This is a genomic window from Chryseobacterium sp. FR054 (assembly GCF_056844565.1).
In genome coordinates this window covers 240,695-265,994 of sequence record NZ_JBXDSA010000001.1, presented here as the reverse complement: position 1 = coordinate 265,994, position 25,300 = coordinate 240,695, and the positions used below count along the sequence as shown (strand labels likewise).

The window sequence follows — 25,300 nt, the reverse complement described above, 5'->3', positions numbered from 1 at the left end:
ATTGACAATGAAAATACAATTTTTAGGACAAAACTGTTTTTTGTTTACGTACAAAGACAAAACTATTCTGAGCGATCCTTTTTACAATTATAAAAAAGCGGAATCAGGATTCGATATAACGGCTCAGAAGATCGACTATATTCTGCTTACCCATGCACATGGCGACCATATTGCAGATGTAGAGGAAGTTCTTCAGCATCATCCGGAAGCAACCATCATTGCGGTTCCGGAGATCTGCGGCTACTTTAAAACAGCAAAAAATACAGATGATGTGAACCTCGGAGGATCGGCAAAAATCGACGATCTCAAAATTTCTATGGTACCGGCCCACCATACAAGTTCTTTCCCGGATGGAAGCTATGGAGGCGTTCCTGTGGGGTATATTTTCAGATTACCTGAAGGCAAGAACCTCTATCTCGCAGGAGATACCGGTGTAATGGCAGATATGGAACTGTTTCCGAGACTTTTCGGGAATATAGATCTTTCTATCCTTCCTGTCGGAAGCCATTATACGATGTGCCCGAGAAAAGCAGCTTTTGCAGCAGCAGAATTATTAAAGACCCCGAAAGTAATCGGATGTCATTTCGATACATTCCCCGCTATTGAAATCAATCACGAAAGTGCACTGAAGCATTTTGCTGATAAAAATGTAGAACTTGTACTACCAAAGCTGGGAGAGGAGTTCACATTTTAAATAAAAAATAACAGAGGTAATTTGAAAATCAGAAAAATGAATGCAATGCAGAAGGGATTAAAAACAAAAAAAGATAATTATCAAATTACCTCTTCCTTCAGTTTAAAGCAAAAAAAAATGGCAAGCTACCTAAATCACACCGCTACAACCGATTACCTTTGCTGCGTTCCCACCCTGGAGGATTCTCAGGAGCTGGTTGTTTAGGACTTGCCGTTGCAAAGGTAGGAATAATTTATAAACTTCAAAACTTTATTAAAGAAAATTAGTCGAAAAAATGCAGTGGTAAAGCTAAACAGCTGACATTTAAGGGAATAATTTTTCACTTTTTTCTAAAAAATTAAATATGACGAAAAGTCCATCAACACTAGGAATTTTACTTTTTATCGCTACAATGATCATCTTTTTTGTAGCTTATTTCTTCTTTTCAGGAGTGAGTTATTTTGATACATCTCTGAAAATCAATGCTTTTGTTCTTCCTATTTTATATGCAGGAGGAGCCTTCTGGTCGGTAAAATCGTTCTGGAACCAAAACAGGGTGGTGAAATTCAAAGATGCTTTCAAAAGAGCTTTTGTTCCGATGTTTATTGGAGGAATTCTTTCTATTTTCAGCATTTATGCATTCCTGAATTTTGCAGATACAGATGCCAAAAAGCTGCTGAACTATCAGTATGTGCAGAGACAGAAAACAGAACTGGATACGGAATATAATTCTGCAAGAAAGATTCTGAAACATCAGAAAGACATTGACGAACTGGACCAGAAGTACAAAGAAAGACTTCCCAGCTTTTCTCCGGAAGCTGTAAAAGGAAAAGATATGCTTACCGCAAGTCATTTTTCAGGATATTTTGCAGCAATTCTTATATTTTACGTAGTTTTGTCGCTGTTTTTCGGAGCGTTCTTCAGAACAAGAACAGTGTATGAAGAACCAACAATCAAAGAATAATTTTATCAGAAATTAAATGAATTTATCTATCGTTATTCCGTTACTGAATGAAGAAGCCTCTCTGGAAGAGCTTTTTTCAAGAATTGATAATGTCTGCAGAACTGCGTCTCTGTCTTATGAGATCTGGTTTGTAGATGACGGAAGTACAGATTTGTCGTGGAGTATCATTGAGAATTTAAAAATACAGTATCCTCAGATCCACGGCATTAAGTTTTCAAGAAATTACGGGAAATCACAGGCCCTTCATGCAGCTTTTGAAAGAGCCCACGGAGATGTTGTGATCACCATGGATGCTGATCTTCAGGACTTTCCGGAAGAAATTCCTGAGCTTTATAAAATGGTGGTTGAAGACAATTATGATATTGTTTCAGGCTGGAAAAAGAAGCGTTTTGATAATGTAATGACGAAAAACGTACCGTCAAAACTCTTCAATGCTGCGGCCAGAAAAGTTTCCGGAGTGTATCTTCACGATTTTAACTGCGGTCTTAAAGCTTATAAAAAACAGGTAGTAAAATCCATTGATGTATATGGAGATATGCACCGGTATATTCCGGTATTGGCTGCCAATGCGGGATTCAGAAGAATTACCGAGAAAGAGGTACAGCACCAGGCAAGACCTTACGGGACCTCAAAATTCGGGACTGAAAGATTCATCAGAGGATTTCTTGACCTGGTAACACTTTGGTTTGTAAGCCGTTTCGGCGGAAGGCCAATGCACTTTTTCGGAGCGGTAGGAACTTTAATGTTTATCGTAGGGTTTCTTTCTGCGCTCTGGCTGGGCGTTTCAAAACTGATTGATGTAGCCAGAGGAATTTACGGTCATCTGATTACCAATAATCCGTGGTTCTACATCGCACTGACGATGATGTTGATGGGAACACTGCTGTTTATAGCAGGTTTCCTGGGAGAAATGATCATCAGAACGAACAGGGAGCATAAAAACTACAATATTGATGAAGTGATTTAATAAATTTCATATAAATCATTAATTTATAGATACTCTTGAAAGACTTATGTTTTTTAAGAGTATTTTTTTTGATTTCATCAATTCCTTTTCCGATATTCGTCATGATAAATAAATTCCATGGAAAGCATTAAAATAGAGATCAAAGACCTGGTAGATATTGACGTTATCTCAAAAGAATATGATATTTCAAAACATGATCTGATCTCGTTCCACAACAGGAACTGTGCTTTGCATGAACTGCTTCCGGAGCAACTGCCTAAATACATCAGCAGCATTTATATTCCCGTAGAAAAATATAATCAGTGGAAAGAAAAACAGCTTCCCGCTTCCCGCATCCCTCTTCCGGGAGCTTCGGAAAAGCTTACCTATGGAGTTCTGATCAGGCAGCAGCCGTCGGAATTACAGATGGATTACCTTATTGATATTCAGAGACAGGCTGAAAATAAAATCTCAGTTTCCCGGCAGAAACTCTATGTCAATAATAATGAAGTAGGAATGATGGTCGAGAAAATGATGGAGTCAGCCGGAGAAGCTCTGTATCCCATAAAAATGTCCCTGAATAAAAGAGGAAAACCGGAACGTATAGACAATGCTGAAGAAATACAGGCTCGCTGGACAGAAGTATGCCGTCCCGGGATCAGGCAGTATTATGTAGGTGAGGTTGCAGACGGACTTATTGCCAGATTTGATCATTTCTACGAAAATATAGAGAAAAATATAGAAAGTTTACAGCGGAATATATTTTACCCGCTGTTCTTTATGTCTCTTTATGATTCATACCCGGATTATCAGAAAAAAGAACGGCTGGACTTTTATTTTCCTTCTTTCGGAGAAACCGTTTTCTATGATGCTGTCTTTTCGCTTCAGAAAATTTTTACAGACCGTGGAAGAATGGTTGTTCAGATAAAAGGAGAGCAGTATTATGATGAAATAAGCCTGGATGAAGACAAAGGGAAAATAGATCTTGTTTATCAGCTGGATAAAGGCGGAAATATATTTTCACTTACCGGAACATTATCAACATTCTATGATAATCAGGAAATAAAGATCGGTATTGAGATGTATAGACAGGAATCTTACGTTTAATAAACCTATAATACACAGACACTTTTTATTCTCTGAAGTCTATTCCGCAATACTATTATATCTGCGGAAAAATAACTCTCCAGTCCCGAATAAATACAGAAAAATATATTAAAGAATGAATATAGCACAAGCTAAGAAAATCCTGGAAAATCGATTTGTAGATCCATCAGGGGGAATGTTATTTGAATTTATCACGGATAAAGAAGTTTTTGAAGCACTGCTGGTGAACGGGATTTCTCCGGATAATTCTGATAATTATTTTAAAAAACCAATACTGAGCCTGGCATATACCAGAAAAGAATATAACTCTTTTAAGCTGTTGCTGGATTATGGAGCTGATCCTAACATAGAAATGGAAACATATTATTCATCTGAGATGAAGTGGCCTCTTGTTTTTTCTATGGTGAGCAGCTATCCTCAGGATAAAAGATTTTTTAAAAAGATCAGTAAACACGGTGTAGATTTTAAAGCGATGGATGTAAACAGAAATAATTCATTACTCCATGCAAGTTTATCAGCGTCATCCCCATCGGTAGAAATGGTCGAATTTTTATTAAGTAAAGGAGTTGACCGTAATCTTAAAAATAATGACGGATATACAGTAATGGATATTGCCCGGAAGCGACATGCATCGTATTCCTCCTGGAGCAAAGAGCTTCAGGAAAAATGTGCTGTTATCATTGAACTCTTAAAAAAATAATTAATGAATACCAGCCATAAAGTTTACTATTCACATCCAAGTATAAGTAAAGACGGATGCTTTGAAGCAGTGGGAGAAAAAAACCTTACAGTTCTGAATGCTGAAACCGGAAAAAAGGTTATTTCCTTTAGCGGACATAGACACGTAATTAATTGCTCGGACTTTTCTCATGATGGTAAATACGTATTGAGCGGATCCGGAGATAACTGGTCTCCATACGACTTTACAGTCAGAATATGGGATATTGACAGTGGCAAAATGTTCGCTAAATTTAAAAGCAATTATGCCGGAATTATTGATGCTAAATTTGCTCCCGATGACAAACATGTATTTATACTGGATCATGATCATATCTTTTACATCTATTCTGTTTCTCAAAAAAAAGTAATTCATACGCAGAGACCCCAATGTTTGGTTTTACCAACAAAAAGCGGCGCGGTTGGCAAAACAGGCAGAATTATTATCCAGAAAGGACTCATAGCATCACTTATTGATAATAATCTTGTATTCTGGGACTGGAGTTCCGGAGTCATTAAACATCAATTGGACGGGGTGTATGGGTTTGGGAAAATAATGTTTAGTGAAAACGAATGTACTGTGATTTTTAATAATGAAAAGTACAGTTTCAGCCTTTAGGATAGCGATGCCGTTAAATGCAGATCAAATAATAAAATAGAGTCAGGTGTTATCAATTTTCTATAATAATCAATAATTTAAAAAATATATTGAAATATATCGCCAGGAATCTTATCTTTGACATACCAAATTATAAAAAAATATTAATATGCAAGTACTTTTTGATCCCTGAAGTCCCAGCCGGACCTGATGTCTTTTACAGTAATACCTGGCCATATCACTGGCCGGATCCTTACTTCTACAGAAAATAATCCGTATTTTAAAATAAATTCTTTGCAGTTATTGTGAAGAAATTTGAGGTATAAAACTTCTGCAAGTCTGTTTTTTACCGGGTAAATAAGAGCACAGGAGATAAAAGTATGTAAAACACCAAAAAGGATGAGTGAGAAACATTTGGTTTGCCAGGGTGCCATCTGTAAGTGCCAGTTCGGAACAGCTCCGGATAAGCTTATGGTAAAAACCCAGAGTAAACGCTACATCAACGATAAAGAGGGCAGTGACAAACTAATGGTCACCCATGTGGACATCGGGGCAACGTTTGAAAAAAATACGTTCGGAAGCTGTGCGAAGATGAACAATAATCCCTGTACACCAACAGTTACAAAATGGGATGGCTACTATGAGAAAATCACCGTAGAAGACAATGGAGGCAATGCTCTTCTTGAAGACAGCAAAGCAACCTGTGCCATAAGCGGAACTCCGAGTATAGAAATTATATTTCATGGGCAGACTGCAGAACCCAATCAGCAGAATGTAGATAATGTGTGTCCTGAAGTGGCTGCACAGTTATTGCCTGTAAAGGAAGAAGAAAAGAAATGTTTTTGTGACAGAGATTTTACAGAAGGGGATATGAAGACAATTATCCAAAATCTTAGAGAAACTGAAAAAATTAAAACATCTCTATTATTTTATGATGAAAATTGTCCCTTACCAGAGACGGATAAAACCTATAAAAGATTATGTGATGAACTTAATAGCATGATGAAGAAGCATAACATTAATACATGTATCAGGAAAATCCATTTTTTAGCACAATCTTATCATGAATCTTCAAGGTACGGTACAACTTTGGAATATTCTTCGGGAAGAAAATATGATCCGGGAAACCATAAAGATGCAAAATCTATGGAACATACTGTTGAAGGTGATGGGCCGAGATATAAAGGCCGAGGAATAATTCAGTTAACCTGGAGAAAAACTCAAAAAAAATATTTTTCTTATGTTTTAGAAAATAACCCGGAGTTATTAAGTCAAAAAGAAATAGAAAAGTTATTTGATAGAAAACCTCTCTACAAAGAAAAATATATTTATTATAAAGACAAAGTCGATAGCAATGGTAATAAAATTTTAAATAAAAATAAAAAGCCTGTAAAAGAAAAAATTATTGAAACTGTTGATGTAGATTCTGCATCTCTTATTGCCGGTAATTTACATTTTGCTTTTGACTCTGCCGGGTGGTATTGGGAGAACCTGGGAAACACAGTGTCTACTGGAGAAAATATTAATCTTGTGGCTGACAAAGATGATGTACTTAAAGTGTCACAGTGTATAAATGGAAAAGTAAAAAAGCCATATGGACTGGAAGAGCGGAAAAAATTTACTAAAAGTCTAAAACTATTTTTTAAGTATGATGAATTATGTATTTCAAAAAAGTAAATTAATTTGTTTTCTATTCATTTATCTTTATAGTAATGCACAAAATAAAATTCTTGCTAAACAGGATTTGAATCAGGATGGAATTAAGGATGTAATTCAAATAGATACTGTTACAAATAAATTAATAATTGAATATGGCGGACTAACAAAAAGTAAAAATAATGATTCAATATTATTTTTCTCTAATTATCCTGCAGAAGCTGGTAATGTACATTTTAAAGTTATAGGGAATAGTATGAGTCTTAAATTTACATATTCACCGAAATATCTGGATTATGATTTAATGAATTTTAAATATAAAAAACTTAATAACGATTGGATTTTAACCAATATTGTGAGTTCGAGAACAAACCCTTTGAGTGAAAATTTAATGACTGAAAGGTGCAGATATATAATACCGTATAAAATAAATTTTTCTCTGAAAAGAAATGATTTTGATCAAGTCCAGGAAAATTTGCTGGATAATAAAAAGTATCTGGTTAAATGTACGGAGACAAATCTTGAATAATCAGCTTATGGGAAAACATTTTTCTGGAAGTTACAGAAAGAAAAAATTATATGTCTGAACAGAAGGTTAATAATCAATAAGCTTGATAGCATATAGACTTAGGAAGGTAAAAGTATGTAAAACACCAAAAAGGATGAGTGAGAAACATTTGGTTTGCCAGGGTGCTATCTGTAAGTGCCAGTTCGGAACAGCTCCGGATAAGCTTATGGTAAAAACCCAGAGCAAGCGCTACATCAACGATAAAGAGGGCAGTGACAAACTAATGGCCACCCATGTGGACATCGGGGCAACGTTTGAAAAAAATACGTTCGGAAGCTGTGCGAAGATGAACAATAATCCCTGTACACCAACAGTTACAAAATGGGATGGCTACTATGAGAAAATCACCGTAGAAGACAATGGAGGCAATGCTCTTCTTGAAGACAGCAAAGCAACCTGTGCCATAAGCGGAACTCCGAGTATAGAAATTATATTTCATGGGCAGACTGCAGAACCCAATCAGCAGAATGTAGATAATGTGCGTCCTGAAGTGGCTGCACAGTTATTGCCAGCGGAAGAAGATCATACCGAATATATCTATTATACCCGCGAAGGTCTATATCTGGGCGGCTTGGAGAAAAGCGCCAAAATATATCTGGCTACTCAGGAAGAATATGATAAAGTAAAGGCAGATAAAAAATGGTCGGGAATTAATATTGAAAAAAATCTGTTAAAAGAGAAAAACCGTATAATTTCTAATAATGAATTTAGTAATAACGCTTATTTGGTTTGGCACGAAGCGTCACTGACAGGAAATAAAACAACTGCTTTTTGGATCGCACATACAGTGAATAATGCATTAAATTCAAAATATAAAAGAGGAAAGAAAAACTTTAATGAATTATTCAAAACAGGTTATTCTTCTGTAAGTAGTTCTGATAAACTCAAAGTTATTAGTATAAAAGCTACCTCGGATAATGAGGTGTATTCTAGAGCTGCTATAATAGACGTTTTTCTGAATAATCAGGATCCCACTGGAAAAGCTTATTTCTGGGATGGGCTAGATTTATTTACAAGAAAGGGGGAACTGGATCATCCCAAGTTTAAACAGTATAAATCAGTTTTAATATATGCTGATCATTTAAAAAATGCTATAACATTTTGGAGTGATATTAATAATAAAAAGAAAGTAAATCCAAAAGCAACAATAAATTCAGTTTTTGAAACAAGCACTGAATTAAAAAAGGTAGCTGATGGTACAATTAAAAATGACAGTAGTTTTTTTGTTGGTGCCAGGACCGACTCTCAGAAAAATCCATTAGTTCATGAAGACTTAGTTTCAACCGGATTTCATGGTGGAACTATGTTCTGGACAACTTCTAAATAAAAGTATTTATGAAAAGTTTATTTTTTTATCTGGTAATGGGCCTTTTATTTTATTATTGTAAGGATAATAGGATGGCTTATCAAGTTTCCAAATATAATGATACCATTGTGGCCCCTTCTGGATATGGTATACAAGAGAAAAACTGTAAAAAAGCAATGCAGGGCTTTACTAAAAAATATAATGTAAATCTTTCAAAATTCTATATATCAGATAAAGGATCAGCTTTTAATAAAAAAGATAGTGTATCAATTGCTAAACCTTTTTATACACAAATAAATTCTTTTGAAAATTGTTTTCCAGAAGAATCTTTTCCAAATTTATTGTTGGTATATAATCATATTGATACTAAAACAAATGTTTATAGAAATGCTTTGTATGTGGATGAACCAAATACATTTCAGGAGATCATTCCAGATAAGAATGGCTTTGTTATTTCGACGGAAAGGGGAAATTCTTCCAAAGTTATTTCCAAAGTAAAGGTATCTTATAAGTCAGGGGTATTGTATGTAAATAATATTGATCTTGAATCGTCAGGCTTCAATCAGTATAGAAAAAAATATAATTTTAATAATTTAAAGTTGGAAAGTTATTCAGTAAAAATGATAGACTCTCTACAAAGTATAAATGAAGTAAAATAATATTTTGAGTTTGAATAATGTAAAATATGATGATAAGACTTTCCAGTATAAAAGAAATTATTATTACGATAATAAAAGAATAAAAAAAATAATTACCTCTGTAAAAGACAATAATTCCACGGATTCTTATGAAGATACGTATTCTGTGAAGAATTGAATGAAGGTAAGTAACGGACTTTTAATTGCTGAAATGTACGTACATCCGGCAATTACGGTCGGCAAAAGAAATAAAGCAACGATGAAAAACTAATTAAAAACTGAATTATCATGGTTATTACAGGAGATACACGCCCGGTTGCCGGTACAAGCTGTACCTATGCCCTTACTTCAGGAGGTAAAAAAATTACCGTAAAAGAATGGAAAATAGAATATGGCGGCAATGTGCTGGCTACCAGTGCAAGCGGTTCATTCAAATTCAATATCAGTCTGGCCGGGAAAACCGTGAAACTGATTGCAGTTGCCATACAAAATGGTAAACAGAATGCTTATTCCACTACCCTGACCATCCTCGCAGAAAAACCTAAAATAGTATCCGTAGAATGGCAGGACTCCAATGGAAAAGCCATTGGAAAACGGAAAGTGGGCTATCTGGATAAAATAAAACTCAGCATCAAAACAGCCAATATCCCCAAAGGGGATACCCTTAAAATCACTGTTTACGAAGACGATACCACCGGTGACCGTACTATGGGAACCTATACCAGCAGTGCCGTTAACGAAAGAGGATACGCGTTTTTATATTTCAACCAAATAAGCTTATACCAGACCAAGCTGAACGACTCCGACTGGATAGACGAAAGTGAACATGAATACTTTGTAAAAATAGTATACAAAAACCATATAGACCAGGCAGAAGAAAAAACTCAGCTGGTCGTAGAAAATGAACTGAAAAAACATATCGATCAGCCCAAGCCAACCAATAACCCCTTAGTGGTGGGAAAAACTGAGGCTCAGGTAAAACAAAAGAAAAGGGCTGTTAATTTTACGTTTGGAGTATTTATAGATGGTACGCTGAATAATATGTATAATACAGAGCTCAGAAAAAAAGCGGAAGGACAAGCACAGTCTGATACAACAGGTCTTAGCAGGGTTATCCTGGCAAGTGCTGTGTATGATAAACATGGGGATGCTGATGATCAGGAAAGCAGTTACGAAAATGACCTTTCGAATCCTGCTATTTTATTTAAAAAGTATAAGGAAGATAAAGGAAATAAATTATTTAAAGTTTATACGGAAGGAATAGGGACAAATAGTGCTCCTCAAGCTCAAGGTGCAGATCTTTCAGCTGGTGATTATAAAGACGATGATGTTATGCAGGGACCCGGCTTTGGAATGGGAAGTGCCGGGATCAAAGACAGGGTAAGAAAAGCAATTCAGGATGTGAGACAATTTATATCATCTAATATTTCACCAAGCAACGAAACTGTAGGTACAATCGTTTTTGATGTATTTGGGTTTAGCAGAGGAGCAGCAGCAGCTCGCCATTTTGTACATGTAGTTACACAGGGAGCTTATAAACCTAAAGTAACCCACGGAAAAGAAACAATCTACGCAAGAGATATGTTTGGTTATACCTTGGATCAGTCTTATGCCTATAAAATGATGCCTGCATATGGATACCTTGGACAGTTGCTGGACGAAGCAAAGCTTATGGATGAGCAGATGAAAGTCGTAATCCGTTTTGTTGGTATTTATGATACGGTACCGCATTACGGCCTTGCCCAGTCAAATGATATCAGACAGCTTGGATTGGATGATGTTAACAGGGCGAACTATGTGGTGCACATGGTCGCAGCAGATGAACATCGTGCTAATTTTAGCTTAGTTAATATTTCATCTGTTGCCAAAACATCTCCTGAAAGTTGTAAAAAAGGAGGAATAGAATTATTCTATCCGGGAGTTCACTGCGATGTAGGGGGGGCTTATGAAGAAGGCCGTCCGGATAATCCTAAAAGAATAGATGCTACTATATTTGCGAGCAGCCTGGAACCGTTACGGACTGAACTGATCAGACAGGGCTGGTTTAAGGAAAGTGAACTTACTATTATTCAGGATCCTTTTTACAGGCCCACCATTAATAATTTCCGTCTGGAAGGGAACAGGAGAAAAATCAGTAACCAGTACAGCTATATTCCCCTACATATCATGGCTGATTTCTGCAATAAAAAAGCAGTTCCGATCAATACAACAGCTTTATTGGAATTTAAGAATTTCAAAGGAAACTGGATCAGTGGAAATGTCCAGTTTTTAGAAGCGATTAAGACCAGATTGGAAAACTATTCTTTCAAAGGTGGGGAACCTTTTACATTTGTTGAACCACGTGTTCATGTTGAACCGCCTATTGTATATGCAACCAACAGTCCGGATGCAGGCAGATACCAAATGGAAAGAAAGATGCGTGAATATGAAGGGCAGGCAAGACTGAATGCAGAAGCTGATAAAAAGAATGAATGGATTAAATTCCTTCGTAATAATTATTTACACTGGAACTCTAGATATGGACAAAAAGCCTCTGAAATACCTGTCCAGAAAGATCATCCTAATATCGAAAATGGAAAAAGGAAAAGAATTGTATACTAATGAAAATATTATTAATCAATCTGCTGTGTGGAATACTCTTATTACAAAGCTGCAGCAAAGGAGACAAACAAATGAATACAGAAAATAAAAAAGATTTTTCCTATGCCTTAACATTTTCCGCTGCCACAGGCTTTACAGCGGAGGTACATGAAGGCTATTTAGCCGATGAAAGTAAAAAGCTAATTTGTGGAGTTCCAAAGGCTGGAATGGAAGATGGACCGTGGCAATACGATGGTGCAAAAGGAGGTCAGGGAGGGAGTATTATTCCAGCTTACATTGATCTTACGTATGTTGCTTATGCTGAGAAGAAATTTTATAAAGTAGAAGGAATCCTGCCTAAAGATAAAATCCTGGAAGAATTTAAAAAAGGTTTCTTAGTTCAGGAAGGGCTGGATGAAAATGGAAATGCTAAATGGATTGAGGGAACTTATACTGAAATTGCAATTGGTGCTGCACCGGGAGGTGTGGTTGTAGTATGGCTTTCTGGCAACCATCATAGAACAGAAATTTGTCGTTTGCAGGCAAAAGAGACTACCGTAGATGTTAATGATTTTTATGATAATCCACATAACAGAACCCAGCAGGGATTTTTTGACGAATTATACAAGATCTCTATTCCCGACAATGTGAAAACTGAAATTGAGAAAAATGGAATCCCATTTGGTTTGTGGGACAAGTACAGGGAAAAATATAATTACCGTTTCAAACTTCACCCTTATGATGAAAAAGATAATTTTGTTCAGGTTTACCGTTTGAATTATAATGGAGAATCGGAGTATTTAATAGGAGCAAAAGCTGTTGAAGCTTATAAAAAAGACGCGATACCTTATAATGTTATCTTTATGATGCAAAAATATAGTGCAGAAATAGGATTTAACGATGAGGAACTGATGAAAATATTTGAAGACTTCAAAGAAAAGCATTCTGAAAAACCAATAGATCTTGTATTGGTTCCTTCATTCATGTATAAGGATATTAAGGTCTATGCAGAATGTGATGGTGAAAAAGTAGAACTGAAAAAAGTAAAGATTGTTGAAATCTGGGGAGGATAAGCTGTTATGTTAAAATCAACATCTTTATTTCTGCTTATCTTCCTTTCCTTACTTATCAATTGTAGTAAAGATAACAAAAATAATAAGGAAAACTTTTCTTATGCCGTAACATTTTCCGCAGCCACAGGATATGCAGCAGAAGTACACGAAGGCTATCTGGCCGACGAAAATAAAAAACTAATTTGTGGAGTTCCAAAGGCCGGAATGGAAAAAGGGCCATGGCAGTATGATGGAACAGCAGCAGGGCAGGGAGGAAATATTATTCCGTCTTACATTGATCTTACTTATGTTGCCTATGGAGAGAAAAAATTTTATAGAGTAGAAGGGGCGTTGCCTAAAGATAAGATTTTAGCAGCTTTTCAAAAAGGGTTTAAAATTAAAGGAAATGAAATTGAAAATGGAAAATCAGTATGGGAGGATGCGACCTATGACCATATAACAATCGGAGCGGCACCTGGCGGTATTATAGTCGTGTGGCTTTCGGGTAACCATCATAGAACAGAAATTTGTCGTTTACAGGCAAAAGAGACTACCGTAGATGTCAATGATTTTTATGATAATCCACATAACAGAACCCAGCAGGGATTTTTTGATGAACTATACAAGATCTCCATTTCCGACAGTATAAAAACTGAAATTGAGAAAAATGGAATTCCCTATGGTCTGTGGGATAAATACAGGGAAAAGTATAATTACCGCTTCAGACTTCATCCTTATGATGAAAAAGATACTTTTGATCAGATTTACCGTTTAAATTATAATGGTGAATCAGAATATTTAATAGATACAAAGGCTACTGAAATTTATAAAAAAGACGCAATACCTTATAATGTTATTTTTATGATGCAGAAGTATAGTGCAGAAATAGGATTTAACGATGAGGAACTGATGAAAATATTTGAAGACTTCAAAGAAAAGCATTCTGAAAAACCAATAGATCTTGTATTGGTTCCTTCATTCATGTATAAGGATATTAAGGTCTATGCAGAATGTGATGGTGAAAAAGTAGAACTGAAAAAAGTAAAGATTGTTGAAATCTGGGGAGGATAAAATATACAGACCATAAAACATAAAAAAGCATCTGAAAATGGTGCTTTTTTCTTTATATTTGTAGAAGAGCAGGGTTCAAAAACCAGAATGCTGCCGTAAATTTTTTAAAAAGATATTGAAAATAAAATTGGCCAGATTTTTTTTAACATGCTTTGTTCTGTTGCTGCTGTTTTCCTGCAAAACACAGAAACTGGAGGGGACCTGGGAGTTTATAGAAGTGTATGACGGAATAGTAAGTAACGTAGACACCCTGAAAAATAAAGAAAATTACTCTGAAGCAGGAACCGGAACTTTGGTTTTTCATAAAGACGGAACATTCAGCTCCCTGGAAAATAAAGGGAATTACCGGAAAGAAAGAGAAGTCCTGAAAATGAAATACAGCCAGGATAATGATACACTGATGATGAAAATTGCCTATGTAAGCCGGGATTACCTTCTCCTGTCCGATAGAAAAGGTTTCAAAACCTGGTTTTACAGAAAAAAATAAAGTGAGTACCAATTTTGACTGATAGACGATGAATAAAAAAAACTGTCTCAATTGCGGTCACAGAATCTCCGGTGAGTTTTGCCCTCAATGCGGACAGAAATCTGATACAGGCAGAATAACAGCACGCTCACTCATCAAAAGTGACATTCTGGGCTCAATCTGGCATATGGAAACCCGTTTCTTCAATACGGTAAAAGACATTATGTTCAGACCCGGAAAAACTGCAATGGATTATATCTCAGGCAAAAGAATCAGGTACTATAATTTTCTTTCTCTGCTGCTTATTCTGTTCAGTTTCAATGTGATCGGGCTTCATTTTTATGAAAAATTAGCTCCTCCGGAAACCCTGGCTCAGGATACTGAAATCAAAAAATTCTTCTCAAAGTATTCCAAAACAATCCTGTTTGTGATCATTCCAATGTTAGCCGTTAATGCTTTTTACCTTTTCAAAAGAATAAAATTGAACCTTGCCGAGCATTTTATCATTGGAACAGTAAGTCTTTTAGGAATTTTAATCCTATTTTTGTTAAATGATATTGTCAGTCTGATCGGGCTGTGGAAGCCTGTGACTAAGATTTTCGATGTTCTGGACAAGATTTTATTCGCTCTTTTTATTCTGTTTCCGGCAGTTACCTATTGGAATGCTTTCAAAAATTCATATTCAAAACCAGGTCTGCTATGGAGAACAGCAGTTCTTTATGTACTGATGGGAGTGGAAAGTCTGGTCATTATAATGATTTATATAGAATATTTTAAATAAATATGAAAAAAATATGGTATGCATCCCTGCTTGTTGTGGCAGTTTCCTGCGGAAAGGTTTCTCCGAAAGGAACCATTGAAAAGAAAGATGTGGATGTTTCAGAATTTGTAAATCTCGATCTTGAAGGGAAATTCCGTGTATTTTATGCCAGAGGACCCAAAAACTTCGTAGAGATAGAAACTTATCCCAATGTAGCCTCCAATCTGGATGTGGATGTAAAGGACAAAACCCTTTTCATTAAAGAAAAAAGAGGAACAAAAGGAGTGGATTTTTATAACGTAACCATTTACTCCAAATATAACCTTGAAAAAGTAGCAGTTTCAGACTCCGTTGAAATGAATATTTCCAGCGAAATTAAGACCGATAATTTCAGGCTTAATATGAAAAATAATGCTACATTTATGGGTTCGGTGAATGCAAGAAGGGCAGAAGTGGAAATGCAGAACAGAAGCCGGGCCAACTTTATCGGCCTGACTAAAGAAGCAGTGATAAAAATTTCAGATACCGCAAGCTTAATCGCTCCTTACTGGAAGATTACCAACCTGAATATCGATTCCAAAAACGGAAACTATGCTGAGGTGAATGTAAAAGATTCCCTGAAAGGACATATTCAGAACACCGCAAAATTTATCTATTACAACGACCCGATCAGGGCATTTAAAATTGATAAGACCACCCGCGTGGAAAACAAAAAATTAGAGTAAAATTGGAAGGTAAAAAATATACAATAGACGATATTCAGACACTGGACTTAACTGAGCATGTGAGAATGCGTCCTCAGATGTATTTTTATGAATGCTTCAGTAAAAAGAATCTGAATCCTCTTGTTACCGATATGCTGTGTCATGCTGTGGATGAATATTTGGATAACAATTGCAATAAGATTATCATCGGAATAAATGATAATCTGTTATTGATGGAATACAATGCAGGAATGTCACTGAAAGAATCTCAGGGACTTACCTCGGCAGAATGTATCATGACAAAAGTATGGGCCTGCAGTAATCAAAAGAAACACCTGGAAATAGGTGCTGAGTTTTGCCTTTTAGGAATGGCAACAATCAATGCAGCAGCAGAAAGATGTGAATTAAAAACCATCTGGAATAAACAGCATGGCCATTTTATTTTTGAAAACAGGTCTACGGTTTTTAATGAAATCTATCCGGATGATGTCTCTGAAGAATCTACAAAGATCAGTTTCAGGATGAACCGTGAAATTTTTGGAGAATTAAAATTTGAATGGACTGATCTGCAGCAAAGATTGGATATATTAAGCGAAAAATTACCCAATTTAAAAATAGAACTTTACAAACTATAAAAGAACGAAATACAAATATGACAACATTAGAAAAGGCGAAACTTTGGTTAAGCGATACATTCGATAAAGAAACAAGAGATGCGGTACAGCTGTTAATTGACAGCAATTCTCCGGATCTGGAAGATTCTTTTTACAGAGAACTTGAATTCGGAACAGGAGGAATGAGAGGAATTATGGGGGTAGGAACCAACCGTTTAAACAAATATACATTAGGTCAGGCAACTCAGGGATTGGCAAATTATATGCTGGCCCAGTTTAAAGGCGAAGAAATTAAAGTGGCTATTGCCTATGATGTCCGTAACAATTCAAAAGAATTCGGAAAACTGGTGGCAGATGTTTTAACGGCAAACGGAATCAAAGTACTGCTTTTCAAAGATCACAGACCGACTCCGGAACTTTCCTTTACCGTACGTGATAAAAAATGTAACGGAGGAATCGTACTGACGGCTTCTCACAATCCGCCTGAATACAACGGTTATAAAGTATACTGGAATGACGGGGCACAGATCGTACCGCCTAATGATGAAGCGATTATCAGTGAAGTATATTCCGTGAAATTCGACGAAATCAAATTCAACGGAAATGATGACCTGATCGAATGGATCGGAGAAGAACAGGACGACGTTTACATCGATGCCTGTATTGAAAATTCAACCTATCAGAATGTAGGAAAAGAAAACCTGAATATTGTTTTCACTTCCATCCACGGAACAACCTATACAACCATTCCTAAGGCTCTGGAAAAAGCAGGATTCAAAAAAATTGACCTGGTAAGAGAACAGATGATCCCGAGCGGAAATTTCCCTACCGTAGACTCTCCGAACCCGGAAGAACCGGCTGCACTGGAAATGGCGATGGATCTTGCAAGAATTACCAATGCCGATATCGTGATCGGAACAGATCCTGATGGCGACAGACTGGGAATTGCCGTAAGAAACCTTGATGGTGAAATGCAGCTGCTGAACGGAAACCAAACCAATACCATTCTTACCTATTACATTCTGAACGAATGGAGAAAGCAGGGAAGAATTACCGGAAAAGAATTCATTGGCTCTACCATTGTAACTTCCGATATTTTCTTTGATATTGCCCAGAAATTCGGCGTTGAATGTAAAGTGGGACTTACAGGATTCAAATGGATCGGGAAAATGATCCGTGAAGCAGAAGGAACTCAGAAATTTGTCTGCGGAGGCGAAGAAAGCTTCGGATTCATGACCGGAGACTTTGTCCGGGATAAAGATTCTTGCGGAAGTATCCTTTTAGCCTGTGAAATCGCCGCATGGTGTAAAGCTAACGGAAAAACAATGTACCAGTACATGATCGAGATCTATGAAGACCTGGGAATGTATTACGAAGGACTGATTAATATCGTAAGAAAAGGAAAAGAAGGTGCTGAAGAAATTCAGAATATGATGAAAGACTTCCGTGAAAACCCTCCGAAAGAACTTGCCGGTTCATTGGTAGAAGAGATCAAAGACTTTAAAGAGCAGACCAGCTTCAGCGTTTCCAGAAATGAAACCAAAGTAATGAACGATATTCCGAAGTCCAATGTATTGATTTATTATACACAGGACGGCACAAAAGTCTGCATAAGACCTTCAGGTACCGAGCCGAAAATTAAATTTTATGTTTCGGTAAAAGATTCCATCAATTCCGAAGCAGACTTCAGGGATAAATTAACATCCCTGGAAGCCAAGATCGGGGCCGTTAAAACAGATTTAAAACTGGATTAACAGATTGATGATAAAACAAATTATAACAGTTTGCATACTGTCTGTGGCTGTGGTTTCCTGCAAAAAGGAAGCTGCAGTTTCTGATGTAAAACCGGTAAACGACTCAATTGTTAAAAGCGAAGTCCGGGAAGATCAGTATAAGCCTGTTGATACAGCCTGTTCTCCTTCCCGCAAAACGGAAGATTATATTACAGCACTTCAGTGGTATCAGGCTAAAGTTGAGAAAGACCTTACCGCAGGTACTCCGGAACAGAATGACAAAACGTATGAGGACTTTGTTAAAATAAGAGAAAAGTATACGGAATGTCTTACTACCTTACACAGTGATATTTTAGACAAATATGTCAATTACTATAACTCTGATAAAGACCGCTACGATCTTCCGGATAATGTAAAGAAAGTAGCCGCTGAACTGAAAAAAGCAGGGCTGGAGTTCAGGGAAGTAGGGGAAGGAATTACCGAGATCTGGAGCGTTCCGGGATATTACCCTCCTGTTTTTAAAGGAAAGGTAACCCCGGACTATGAGGCATATATCACGCAGATAGCAAAAGAAAACGAAAGCAATTATGCCGCGGACGCAGGGCTGATCATTACCTGGGAAGAATTGGGTGAAAGACTGATATTCTGGGAGAATTTTATTAATAAATATCCTAAAAGCAAGCTTTTGAAAACAGTAAGGGAGGACTATCACAATTACCTGTACGACTACCTTTTCGGAATGGATAATACAATGACCTACGAAAGCGCAGACGGAAAACTATACGATGAAAACATAAAGGAATTCAACAGGATTATAAAAAAATATCCCAATTCCAACACGGCAAAAAAAGCCAGAGAACTAATGACCCTTTTTGAAGCACAGATGCCGGCAGATCAGATCCGTGAGAAGATCAATATAGAAAGACAATATTAGTAAATTTTAAATAAAAATAAAGTGAAAGTTTCAAAATTAGCGGCGAACCTGATCGGTTCGGAAATTGTAAAAATTGGTAATGAAGTAAATGATTTAAAGGCAAAAGGAGCAGAAATAGCCAATCTTACTATTGGTGACCTCAATTCTAATCTCTATCCTATTCCGGCCCTGCTGAAGGAAGAGATTCAGAAAGCGTATCAGAATAATCTGACAAATTATCCGCCTGCCAACGGACTTTTATCTTTAAGAAAAGAAGTTTCAAAAGACCTGAAAAGCAGATGGAACCTGGATTATACACCAAACGACATCCTGATTACCGCAGGATCAAGACCGTTGATCTATGCCGTTTATAAAACGATCGTAGATGAAGGGGATAAAGTAGTATATCCAACTCCGTCATGGAACAACAACCATTATGCTTACCTTACTTCCGCCAATGCCGTAGAAGTAAAAACAAAACCGGAAACCAACTTCCTTCCGACAGCAGATGATCTGAGACCGCATCTGGACGGAGCAGTTCTTCTGGCCCTCTGTTCTCCACTGAATCCTACGGGAACCATGTTTACAAAAGAGCAGCTTTCAGAAATCTGTGAACTGGTGATCGCTGAAAACAAAAAAAGAGGAGCAGACGAAAAACCTTTATACTTAATGTATGATCAGATCTATTCCAACCTTACTTTTGGGGCAGAACACGTAGATCCGGTTTCTCTTTTCCCTGAAATGAAAGAATATACCGTATACATCGACGGAATCTCCAAATGCCTTGCTGCAACAGGAGTACGTGTAGGATGGGGATTCGGTCCGGCACACATCATCGATAAGATGAAAGCACTTCTTACGCACGTTGGAGCCTGGGCACCGAAACCGGAGCAGGAAGCAACCGCAAAATTCTATGAAAACCCAGAAAACGTAAATGTATTCGTAGAAGATTTCAAAGCAAAGCTGGAAGACAGCCTGAAAGTTCTTCACGGCGGAATCCAGGATTTAAAAACCAAAGGCCTTAATGTAGACAGCATCGAACCGATGGGCGCTCTTTATCTTACCATTAAACTGGATTACATCGGAAAAACAAAACCGGACGGATCTGTCATTGAAAACTCTTCTGATCTCGTATTTTACCTGATCAATGATGCAGGAGTGGCATTAGTTCCATTCTCAGCATTCGGAGAAGAGAAATCAGAGCCGTGGTTCCGGGCTTCCGTAGGCGGACTTGCCATTGATGAAATCAAAGTAATGCTTCCGAAACTGGAAAACGCATTGAATAATCTTAAATAGAACCTCCCATACAACAGTGTAATAGTTCATTAAGAAGGGTTACACTGTTGTATTGCTATATTGTTACATTAAACCATGAATTACCTTAGAAAAGGTTTTATTATACTCGCAGGAACCCTTCTGATCTCCTGTAAAAAAGAAAATTATGTGCTTTACTCTGTTGATAATGCATGTGATTCGGTAGTGATTAACCAGACAGGATATAAGAAGTATCAATTTATCTCTGAAGACAGGGCATTTGATGCCCGTATTATTAAAGATAAAGACAGCGTGAGAATAATGGAATTGGATAGAGGTCCCAATTCAAAACTCAACAAACTCATTCTGAAAAATGAACGTGCTTATTATCCGGGATTGATAGACGTAGATTATTTTATCGTCAGAAAAACCGGTGAAAAAGATATCACCCTTTCAGATTCAAAATGGGCCTTGCTGCCGCACTGCGGAAGTAGTATGGAATTCTTTAAAAGCTTTACATTCAATAAAAAGGAGCACTTATTTGAATTTGACAATGGATATACATATGTTTTTACCTGTAAAACCAAAGATTCCCTTCATTATAAACTCTATTTAAAAACAATTATAACGGAGAATCCTGAAGTTGAAAGAAAAATGGTCTATGATCCGGATTTCGTTTCGGCAGAAGTACAGCTTATCGCATCGAATATGGTGAAAGCTCAGTTTTATGGTATGAAAGTAAAAGACAGTACGCGGATTTATCCTTTCGATTACAAATCAGATAAGCCTCAGAATGTATATTTTTACAAATATGAAAAATAATTAAAAGAGTTGAAATTGGTTAATATTGTTTAAACCTTTTTGCAGGATCAAAAGTATAAAATAAGTCTTTTAAACTTAACTACAAAAGCTATTTAACCACTTTAGTGTTTTAAGTAAAAAGGTTGTACAGGTAAAGAACATTACAAAAAACAGACAATTAGAAGAATATGAAAATAATCGCTGTTATTCCCGCAAGATATGAAGCCAGCCGCTTTCCGGGAAAATTGATGCAGAAATTAGGGGAAAGAACCGTAATCACCACCACTTATCAGAATGTGGTAGAAACAGGATTGTTTGATGAGGTTTTTGTAGCCACAGATTCCGGAATTATTTTTGATGAAATTGCTGAAAACGGCGGAAAAGCTGTAATGACCGGCCAGCACGAAACAGGTAGCGACCGTATTGGAGAAGCCGTTCAGAATATTGATTGTGATATTGTGATCAATGTACAGGGAGACGAACCTTTCCTGAAGCTGGAACCTTTAAAACAGCTGATCGGAGTCTTCCGGGAAGACCATAACCAGGAAATTTCACTGGCTTCCCTAAAAATAAAGCTGACTGAAAAAGAAGAGATCGATAATCCGAATAACGTAAAAGTAATTACCGATAACAATGGTTTTGCCCTTTATTTCAGCCGTTCTGCCATTCCTTTTCACAGGGAAATTTCTTATCAGGTAGATTATTTCAAGCACATTGGTGTTTATGCTTTCAGGAAACACGCGCTTCTTCAGTTTTCGAAACTTGAAATGAAACCCCTGGAAATATCAGAAAAAATTGAATGCATCCGATACCTGGAATACGGTATGAAGATCAAAATGATAGAAACCAATTTCGTAGGCGTAGGAATAGATACTCCGGAAGATCTGGAAAAAGCAAGAAAATTAATCTGAAAAACAGGAAAAATTCCCCGTTTCTGATCATAAATCTCTTTCCCTTTCCTTCCCATCTTTTGCTTTTTTAGTCAATTCCTCTTATATTTGAATGGATAAATAAGTTTATAGGTGAAAACCTTATTTTTAACAGGAATATTATTTTGCTGTTCACATCTGCAAGGACAGGATCTGAATGATAAAAAATTCTATGCCCGGCTCAGGTACAGCTGTATAGCCACAACGAACGGAGTATTGGACAGATACACCTTCATCGTTCTGGAATTTAAAAATAATCAGCTTTATCCGTCCTATTTAGAGATACCGTCAAAAAAAGAAACCAAAGAAGAGCCGGTAAATTATAGATTTGAAAATAAAATAGTATATCTTGCAAAGCCAACAGGGGTTAGAGAGGTCCCGGAATTGATTTTTAAGTATGAGAACGGAAATCTTGTACCTCAAAAGAAAAAAGGAGAACCGGATCTGGTATTCAGACCTTCTCTGAAATATTACTTTAAAAAAAATAAATGAAAAAAATAATATATTTAGTCTTTTTAATCGTTGCCACTTCACTGTATTCCCAGACTGCAAAGGAAATTATAGATAAAAATATAGAGCTTTCCGGGGGATTAACGAACTGGAAACTTTTAAATTCAGTATTGCTGCAGGGAAAAGTAGTGTTAGGCATCAAAGATGAATATCCTATAAAAATATACCAGCAGCGCCCGAATCTTACCAAAACAGTTATTACCATCAACGGAAAAGATACAGCGATTGAAGGGTTTGACGGAACAAAAGGCTATGCAATGAATTATGCCGCCAATAAACTTCAGGAATATGCGGAATATGTACCGGAAAGTTTTGATAACGACTTCATCGACTGGGAAAGCAAAGGTTTTGAAGCAAAATATCTCGGAAAAGAAAAAGTGGGAGAGATCTACTGCCATAAAGTAGAACTCACAAAAAATGTGAATAAGAACATATATTATTTCGACACTAAAACCTATATGCTTTTAAAAGAGGTGAAAAAAGACGAAACACTGGTATATGCTGATTATAAAAAAGTGGGAAATCTTCTGATGCCTTTCAAAATAGAATCCTCAAGTACTAAAAAAGACGGAGATTATGTGATGCTTTTGAACAGGATAGATGTCAATAAAGTGTTTCCGGCAAATATTTTTAAGTTTTAACGGAAGAAATACCGCAGCCCGGCTGCTTAAAATCGATAAAAATGAAAAAGATGTTCTTGCTGCTGCTTTCATTTGTAGCATTTTTACAAAACTGCACCAATCAGAAAAGTGAAATTTCTCAGGCTAAAACCAAAGAACTTATGGGAAAAACAATATATGATTTCAAGGTGGAAAGCCTTGACGGAAACGAAATCAACTTTGCCGATTTCAAAGGAAAGAAGATCCTTATTGTAAATACAGCTTCAGAGTGCGGGTTTACCCCTCAATACGCAGATCTGGAGAAAGTATATGAAGAGCATAAAGAAAAACTGGTGATTGTAGGTTTTCCTGCCAACAATTTCGGAGGTCAGGAACCGGGAACCAATACTGAAATCGGGGCTTTCTGCCAGAAAAATTATGGAGTAACATTCCCGATGGCTGCAAAAGTTTCCGTAAAAGGGGACGATACAGCTCCTATCTTTAAATACCTTACGGAAAAAGAACTCAATGGGGTAAAAAACACCACCATTCTCTGGAACTTTACCAAATTCCTGATCGATGAAAACGGAAAACTGGTGGATACATTCGTCAGCACCACAAAACCGACAGACGAAGCTATTACAAAGTATCTGAAATAACAGAAAAAATAAACGTTTAGTTCAATTCAGACTCCGCTCAGTATGACAAACTACAATACACTTAGTATTAGAAATGTCATATTGAGCGGAGTTAATTATTTTCAGATTTAGATCACTAAATATTTCCGAAAATACATCTCTGAAACACAGTTTCTTAGTATTACTTTGCTAAGTTTACGGCCTTGTTTCTCTTAAAAACACTTTGTTGTTATTCATCTTTGTATAGCATTGCGATTTAAAAAAAAACGCTCAACTTTCACACCGGATTTTTAAATATCATAACTTATAAAACTTCCCCCTCCCTTTCCCAGCTTCCAACTCATAGCATCACTCCGCTTTCTTTTCCGCAAAGCAAAAAATATTCCCCAGCTTAATACTGGAATATCCATTACTCTTTATTTTGGAAGAATTAATCATCGCTTTGGCCAGAATATCAGTAGGAAGCGGTTTCTGGCTTTCCAGAAGGCCTAATTTATTGGCAAATTTAATGATCCTGCTGCCTAATACTTCACCGGTTCTCGCCGAATCTTTCCGTTCAAGCATTCCGGGTTTAAAAATAGTGATCTTGGTAAAATGCAGCTGTTTTACAGCCTCTTCCAGCTCTCCCTTCATTCTGGAATAGAAAATTTTAGAATCCGGACTGGCTCCGTAAGCTGAAACCAGAATATAATCTTCCACCTCATTTTCTTTGGCGGCTTTGGCAAATTCGTATTGATAATTAAAATCCACTTTCCGTTGGGCTTCCTTGCTTCCGGCATCTTTCAGGGTAGTTCCCAAACAGGAAAAAACGACATCGCCTTTTACCTGATCCTTCCATTCCCCGGGATTTTCAAAATTCACAACATGTACTTTTAATTTATCATTCTGAATATCAACAGGTTTTCTTACGAAAATATCAACTTCTTCAAAATCTTTATCACTGAGTAACTGATTGACCAGATCTTTTCCTGTGGCACCCGTAGCACCGATTACTAAAGCTTTCATAACAATGTGGTTTGATGAAACGATATTTTCTTTCTTAAATTTACTAAATTTGGATCAATAAAAGATCATAAGAAACGGTAAATATCATTATATATTACTCATTGCTAATTACCCATTACTCATAAATAATATGGATGCCAACGAAATTCTGGACTACTGTCTTGCTAAAAAAGGAGTTACTGAAACATTTCCTTTTGATAATGAAACTCTCGTTATGAAAGTCGGAACCAAAATGTTCCTGCTGATGCCCCTGGAAAAACAGCCTTTGAGTATTAATGTGAAAACAGATCCCGAATGGAGCGCTGAACTCCGCGAGCAGTATCCGCAGATTACCGGAGCATTTCATATGAATAAAACCCACTGGAATTCTGTAATGACAGACGGGCTGAAAAGAGAGCTGGTCTTTAAAATGATAGATCAGTCCTACGAGCTGGTATTTAAGTCCTTAACCAAAAAAGATCAGAACATAATAAATAATTCTTAAAAAAAAACGAAACT

Annotated in this window: 27 protein-coding genes and 1 other RNA gene; 26 read left to right on the top strand and 2 right to left on the bottom strand. The window is 36.7% G+C overall.

Translation table 11 applies throughout. The features are described from left to right. Positions 1–7 precede the first annotated feature (7 nt). Positions 8–694: a metal-dependent hydrolase gene (locus tag AC106S_RS01280; RefSeq protein WP_482437323.1), complete on the top strand. Its 687-nt coding sequence runs from the start codon at positions 8–10 to the stop codon at positions 692–694. Between the two features lie 115 nt (positions 695–809). Here AC106S_RS01280 and ffs read toward each other — a convergent pair. Beyond that, an RNA gene (ffs, locus tag AC106S_RS01275) (signal recognition particle sRNA small type) lies at positions 810–907 on the bottom strand. Between the two features lie 130 nt (positions 908–1,037). On the opposite strand from ffs, the gene AC106S_RS01270 reads away from it, so the two are divergent. The 24 genes from AC106S_RS01270 (at position 1,038) to AC106S_RS01155 (ending at position 23,818) form a co-directional block, all read left to right on the top strand. Beyond that, a complete protein-coding gene (locus AC106S_RS01270) occupies positions 1,038–1,637 on the top strand; it encodes a DUF4199 domain-containing protein (protein ID WP_482437322.1) in 600 nt (199 codons plus the stop codon). 16 nt (positions 1,638–1,653) lie between these two features. Then, a complete protein-coding gene (locus AC106S_RS01265) occupies positions 1,654–2,604 on the top strand; it encodes a glycosyltransferase family 2 protein (RefSeq protein ID WP_482437321.1) in 951 nt (316 codons plus the stop codon). Positions 2,605–2,721: 117 nt separating this feature from the next. Beyond that, positions 2,722–3,690 carry a hypothetical protein gene (locus AC106S_RS01260; RefSeq protein WP_482437320.1) on the top strand — a complete coding sequence of 323 codons (969 nt, stop codon included), beginning with the start codon at positions 2,722–2,724 and terminating at the stop codon, positions 3,688–3,690. A 115-nt stretch (positions 3,691–3,805) separates the two neighbouring features. Beyond that, positions 3,806–4,390, top strand: a complete 585-nt coding sequence (locus AC106S_RS01255) for an ankyrin repeat domain-containing protein (protein ID WP_482437319.1) — start codon at positions 3,806–3,808, stop codon at positions 4,388–4,390. 3 nt (positions 4,391–4,393) lie between these two features. Beyond that, positions 4,394–5,026, top strand: coding sequence for a WD40 repeat domain-containing protein (locus AC106S_RS01250; RefSeq protein ID WP_482437318.1), 633 nt, complete (start codon positions 4,394–4,396; stop codon positions 5,024–5,026). A 378-nt stretch (positions 5,027–5,404) separates the two neighbouring features. Beyond that, entirely contained in the window at positions 5,405–6,682 is a 1,278-nt protein-coding gene (locus AC106S_RS01245; protein ID WP_482437317.1) for a PAAR-like protein, read from the top strand. After that, positions 6,654–7,190 (top strand): hypothetical protein, encoded by a 537-nt coding sequence (locus AC106S_RS01240; protein ID WP_482437316.1) that lies wholly within the window; start codon positions 6,654–6,656, stop codon positions 7,188–7,190. Before AC106S_RS01245 ends, AC106S_RS01240 begins: the two co-directional genes overlap by 29 nt. 133 nt (positions 7,191–7,323) lie before the next feature. Further along, positions 7,324–8,556, top strand: coding sequence for a DUF4280 domain-containing protein (locus AC106S_RS01235; protein WP_482437315.1), 1,233 nt, complete (start codon positions 7,324–7,326; stop codon positions 8,554–8,556). 8 nt (positions 8,557–8,564) lie between these two features. After that, entirely contained in the window at positions 8,565–9,194 is a 630-nt protein-coding gene (locus AC106S_RS01230) for a hypothetical protein (protein ID WP_482437314.1), read from the top strand. Positions 9,195–9,461: 267 nt separating this feature from the next. Continuing rightward, positions 9,462–11,774, top strand: coding sequence for a T6SS phospholipase effector Tle1-like catalytic domain-containing protein (locus AC106S_RS01225; protein ID WP_482437313.1), 2,313 nt, complete (start codon positions 9,462–9,464; stop codon positions 11,772–11,774). Positions 11,775–11,845: 71 nt separating this feature from the next. Then, on the top strand, positions 11,846–12,826 hold the full coding sequence (locus tag AC106S_RS01220; RefSeq protein ID WP_482437312.1) for a DUF2931 family protein: 981 nt from the start codon (positions 11,846–11,848) through the stop codon (positions 12,824–12,826). Positions 12,827–12,832: 6 nt separating this feature from the next. Next, positions 12,833–13,876 carry a DUF2931 family protein gene (locus tag AC106S_RS01215; RefSeq protein WP_482437311.1) on the top strand — a complete coding sequence of 348 codons (1,044 nt, stop codon included), beginning with the start codon at positions 12,833–12,835 and terminating at the stop codon, positions 13,874–13,876. Between the two features lie 127 nt (positions 13,877–14,003). Further along, the gene (locus AC106S_RS01210; RefSeq protein ID WP_482437310.1) at positions 14,004–14,363 is read left to right on the top strand and encodes a hypothetical protein; all 360 of its coding nucleotides are present in this window, start codon (positions 14,004–14,006) and stop codon (positions 14,361–14,363) included. A gap of 28 nt (positions 14,364–14,391) precedes the next feature. Beyond that, a complete protein-coding gene (locus AC106S_RS01205; RefSeq protein ID WP_482437309.1) occupies positions 14,392–15,123 on the top strand; it encodes a DUF3667 domain-containing protein in 732 nt (243 codons plus the stop codon). A gap of 2 nt (positions 15,124–15,125) precedes the next feature. After that, positions 15,126–15,827 carry a GIN domain-containing protein gene (locus tag AC106S_RS01200; RefSeq protein WP_482437308.1) on the top strand — a complete coding sequence of 234 codons (702 nt, stop codon included), beginning with the start codon at positions 15,126–15,128 and terminating at the stop codon, positions 15,825–15,827. Positions 15,828–15,829: 2 nt separating this feature from the next. Continuing rightward, positions 15,830–16,441: a hypothetical protein gene (locus AC106S_RS01195; protein ID WP_482437307.1), complete on the top strand. Its 612-nt coding sequence runs from the start codon at positions 15,830–15,832 to the stop codon at positions 16,439–16,441. A 17-nt stretch (positions 16,442–16,458) separates the two neighbouring features. Further along, entirely contained in the window at positions 16,459–18,174 is a 1,716-nt protein-coding gene (locus AC106S_RS01190; RefSeq protein WP_482437306.1) for a phospho-sugar mutase, read from the top strand. 7 nt (positions 18,175–18,181) lie between these two features. Further along, the gene (locus AC106S_RS01185) at positions 18,182–19,087 is read left to right on the top strand and encodes a hypothetical protein (RefSeq protein ID WP_482437305.1); all 906 of its coding nucleotides are present in this window, start codon (positions 18,182–18,184) and stop codon (positions 19,085–19,087) included. A 21-nt stretch (positions 19,088–19,108) separates the two neighbouring features. Beyond that, complete coding sequence (locus AC106S_RS01180) at positions 19,109–20,362, top strand: pyridoxal phosphate-dependent aminotransferase (protein WP_482437304.1); 1,254 nt, start codon at positions 19,109–19,111, stop codon at positions 20,360–20,362. Positions 20,363–20,437: 75 nt separating this feature from the next. Next, positions 20,438–21,142, top strand: a complete 705-nt coding sequence (locus tag AC106S_RS01175; RefSeq protein ID WP_482437303.1) for a hypothetical protein — start codon at positions 20,438–20,440, stop codon at positions 21,140–21,142. A gap of 167 nt (positions 21,143–21,309) precedes the next feature. Beyond that, entirely contained in the window at positions 21,310–22,032 is a 723-nt protein-coding gene (kdsB, locus tag AC106S_RS01170; RefSeq protein ID WP_482437302.1) for a 3-deoxy-manno-octulosonate cytidylyltransferase, read from the top strand. Between the two features lie 111 nt (positions 22,033–22,143). After that, positions 22,144–22,542 carry a hypothetical protein gene (locus tag AC106S_RS01165; RefSeq protein WP_482437301.1) on the top strand — a complete coding sequence of 133 codons (399 nt, stop codon included), beginning with the start codon at positions 22,144–22,146 and terminating at the stop codon, positions 22,540–22,542. After that, positions 22,539–23,201 carry a histidine kinase gene (locus AC106S_RS01160; RefSeq protein ID WP_482437300.1) on the top strand — a complete coding sequence of 221 codons (663 nt, stop codon included), beginning with the start codon at positions 22,539–22,541 and terminating at the stop codon, positions 23,199–23,201. Before AC106S_RS01165 ends, AC106S_RS01160 begins: the two co-directional genes overlap by 4 nt. Positions 23,202–23,242: 41 nt before the next feature. Next, entirely contained in the window at positions 23,243–23,818 is a 576-nt protein-coding gene (locus AC106S_RS01155; protein WP_482437299.1) for a glutathione peroxidase, read from the top strand. Positions 23,819–24,145: 327 nt separating this feature from the next. Here the strand turns inward: AC106S_RS01155 and AC106S_RS01150 are convergent, their stop codons facing one another. Then, positions 24,146–24,802 (bottom strand): NAD(P)H-binding protein, encoded by a 657-nt coding sequence (locus tag AC106S_RS01150; protein ID WP_482437298.1) that lies wholly within the window; start codon positions 24,800–24,802, stop codon positions 24,146–24,148. 130 nt (positions 24,803–24,932) lie between these two features. Here AC106S_RS01150 and AC106S_RS01145 point away from each other — a divergent pair, with 130 nt between their 5' ends. After that, a complete protein-coding gene (locus AC106S_RS01145; RefSeq protein WP_482437297.1) occupies positions 24,933–25,286 on the top strand; it encodes an MmcQ/YjbR family DNA-binding protein in 354 nt (117 codons plus the stop codon). Positions 25,287–25,300: the final 14 nt, after the last annotated feature.

Coding starts and splice junctions, on each gene's coding strand:
- AC106S_RS01280 (WP_482437323.1), top strand. CDS start 8: ATGAAAATACAATTTTTAGGACAAAACTGTTTTTTGTTTACGTACAAA.
- AC106S_RS01270 (WP_482437322.1), top strand. CDS start 1,038: ATGACGAAAAGTCCATCAACACTAGGAATTTTACTTTTTATCGCTACA.
- AC106S_RS01265 (WP_482437321.1), top strand. CDS start 1,654: ATGAATTTATCTATCGTTATTCCGTTACTGAATGAAGAAGCCTCTCTG.
- AC106S_RS01260 (WP_482437320.1), top strand. CDS start 2,722: ATGGAAAGCATTAAAATAGAGATCAAAGACCTGGTAGATATTGACGTT.
- AC106S_RS01255 (WP_482437319.1), top strand. CDS start 3,806: ATGAATATAGCACAAGCTAAGAAAATCCTGGAAAATCGATTTGTAGAT.
- AC106S_RS01250 (WP_482437318.1), top strand. CDS start 4,394: ATGAATACCAGCCATAAAGTTTACTATTCACATCCAAGTATAAGTAAA.
- AC106S_RS01245 (WP_482437317.1), top strand. CDS start 5,405: ATGAGTGAGAAACATTTGGTTTGCCAGGGTGCCATCTGTAAGTGCCAG.
- AC106S_RS01240 (WP_482437316.1), top strand. CDS start 6,654: ATGATGAATTATGTATTTCAAAAAAGTAAATTAATTTGTTTTCTATTC.
- AC106S_RS01235 (WP_482437315.1), top strand. CDS start 7,324: ATGAGTGAGAAACATTTGGTTTGCCAGGGTGCTATCTGTAAGTGCCAG.
- AC106S_RS01230 (WP_482437314.1), top strand. CDS start 8,565: ATGAAAAGTTTATTTTTTTATCTGGTAATGGGCCTTTTATTTTATTAT.
- AC106S_RS01225 (WP_482437313.1), top strand. CDS start 9,462: ATGGTTATTACAGGAGATACACGCCCGGTTGCCGGTACAAGCTGTACC.
- AC106S_RS01220 (WP_482437312.1), top strand. CDS start 11,846: ATGAATACAGAAAATAAAAAAGATTTTTCCTATGCCTTAACATTTTCC.
- AC106S_RS01215 (WP_482437311.1), top strand. CDS start 12,833: ATGTTAAAATCAACATCTTTATTTCTGCTTATCTTCCTTTCCTTACTT.
- AC106S_RS01205 (WP_482437309.1), top strand. CDS start 14,392: ATGAATAAAAAAAACTGTCTCAATTGCGGTCACAGAATCTCCGGTGAG.
- AC106S_RS01200 (WP_482437308.1), top strand. CDS start 15,126: ATGAAAAAAATATGGTATGCATCCCTGCTTGTTGTGGCAGTTTCCTGC.
- AC106S_RS01190 (WP_482437306.1), top strand. CDS start 16,459: ATGACAACATTAGAAAAGGCGAAACTTTGGTTAAGCGATACATTCGAT.
- AC106S_RS01185 (WP_482437305.1), top strand. CDS start 18,182: ATGATAAAACAAATTATAACAGTTTGCATACTGTCTGTGGCTGTGGTT.
- AC106S_RS01175 (WP_482437303.1), top strand. CDS start 20,438: ATGAATTACCTTAGAAAAGGTTTTATTATACTCGCAGGAACCCTTCTG.
- kdsB (WP_482437302.1), top strand. CDS start 21,310: ATGAAAATAATCGCTGTTATTCCCGCAAGATATGAAGCCAGCCGCTTT.
- AC106S_RS01160 (WP_482437300.1), top strand. CDS start 22,539: ATGAAAAAAATAATATATTTAGTCTTTTTAATCGTTGCCACTTCACTG.
- AC106S_RS01155 (WP_482437299.1), top strand. CDS start 23,243: ATGAAAAAGATGTTCTTGCTGCTGCTTTCATTTGTAGCATTTTTACAA.
- AC106S_RS01150 (WP_482437298.1), bottom strand. CDS start 24,802: ATGAAAGCTTTAGTAATCGGTGCTACGGGTGCCACAGGAAAAGATCTG.
- AC106S_RS01145 (WP_482437297.1), top strand. CDS start 24,933: ATGGATGCCAACGAAATTCTGGACTACTGTCTTGCTAAAAAAGGAGTT.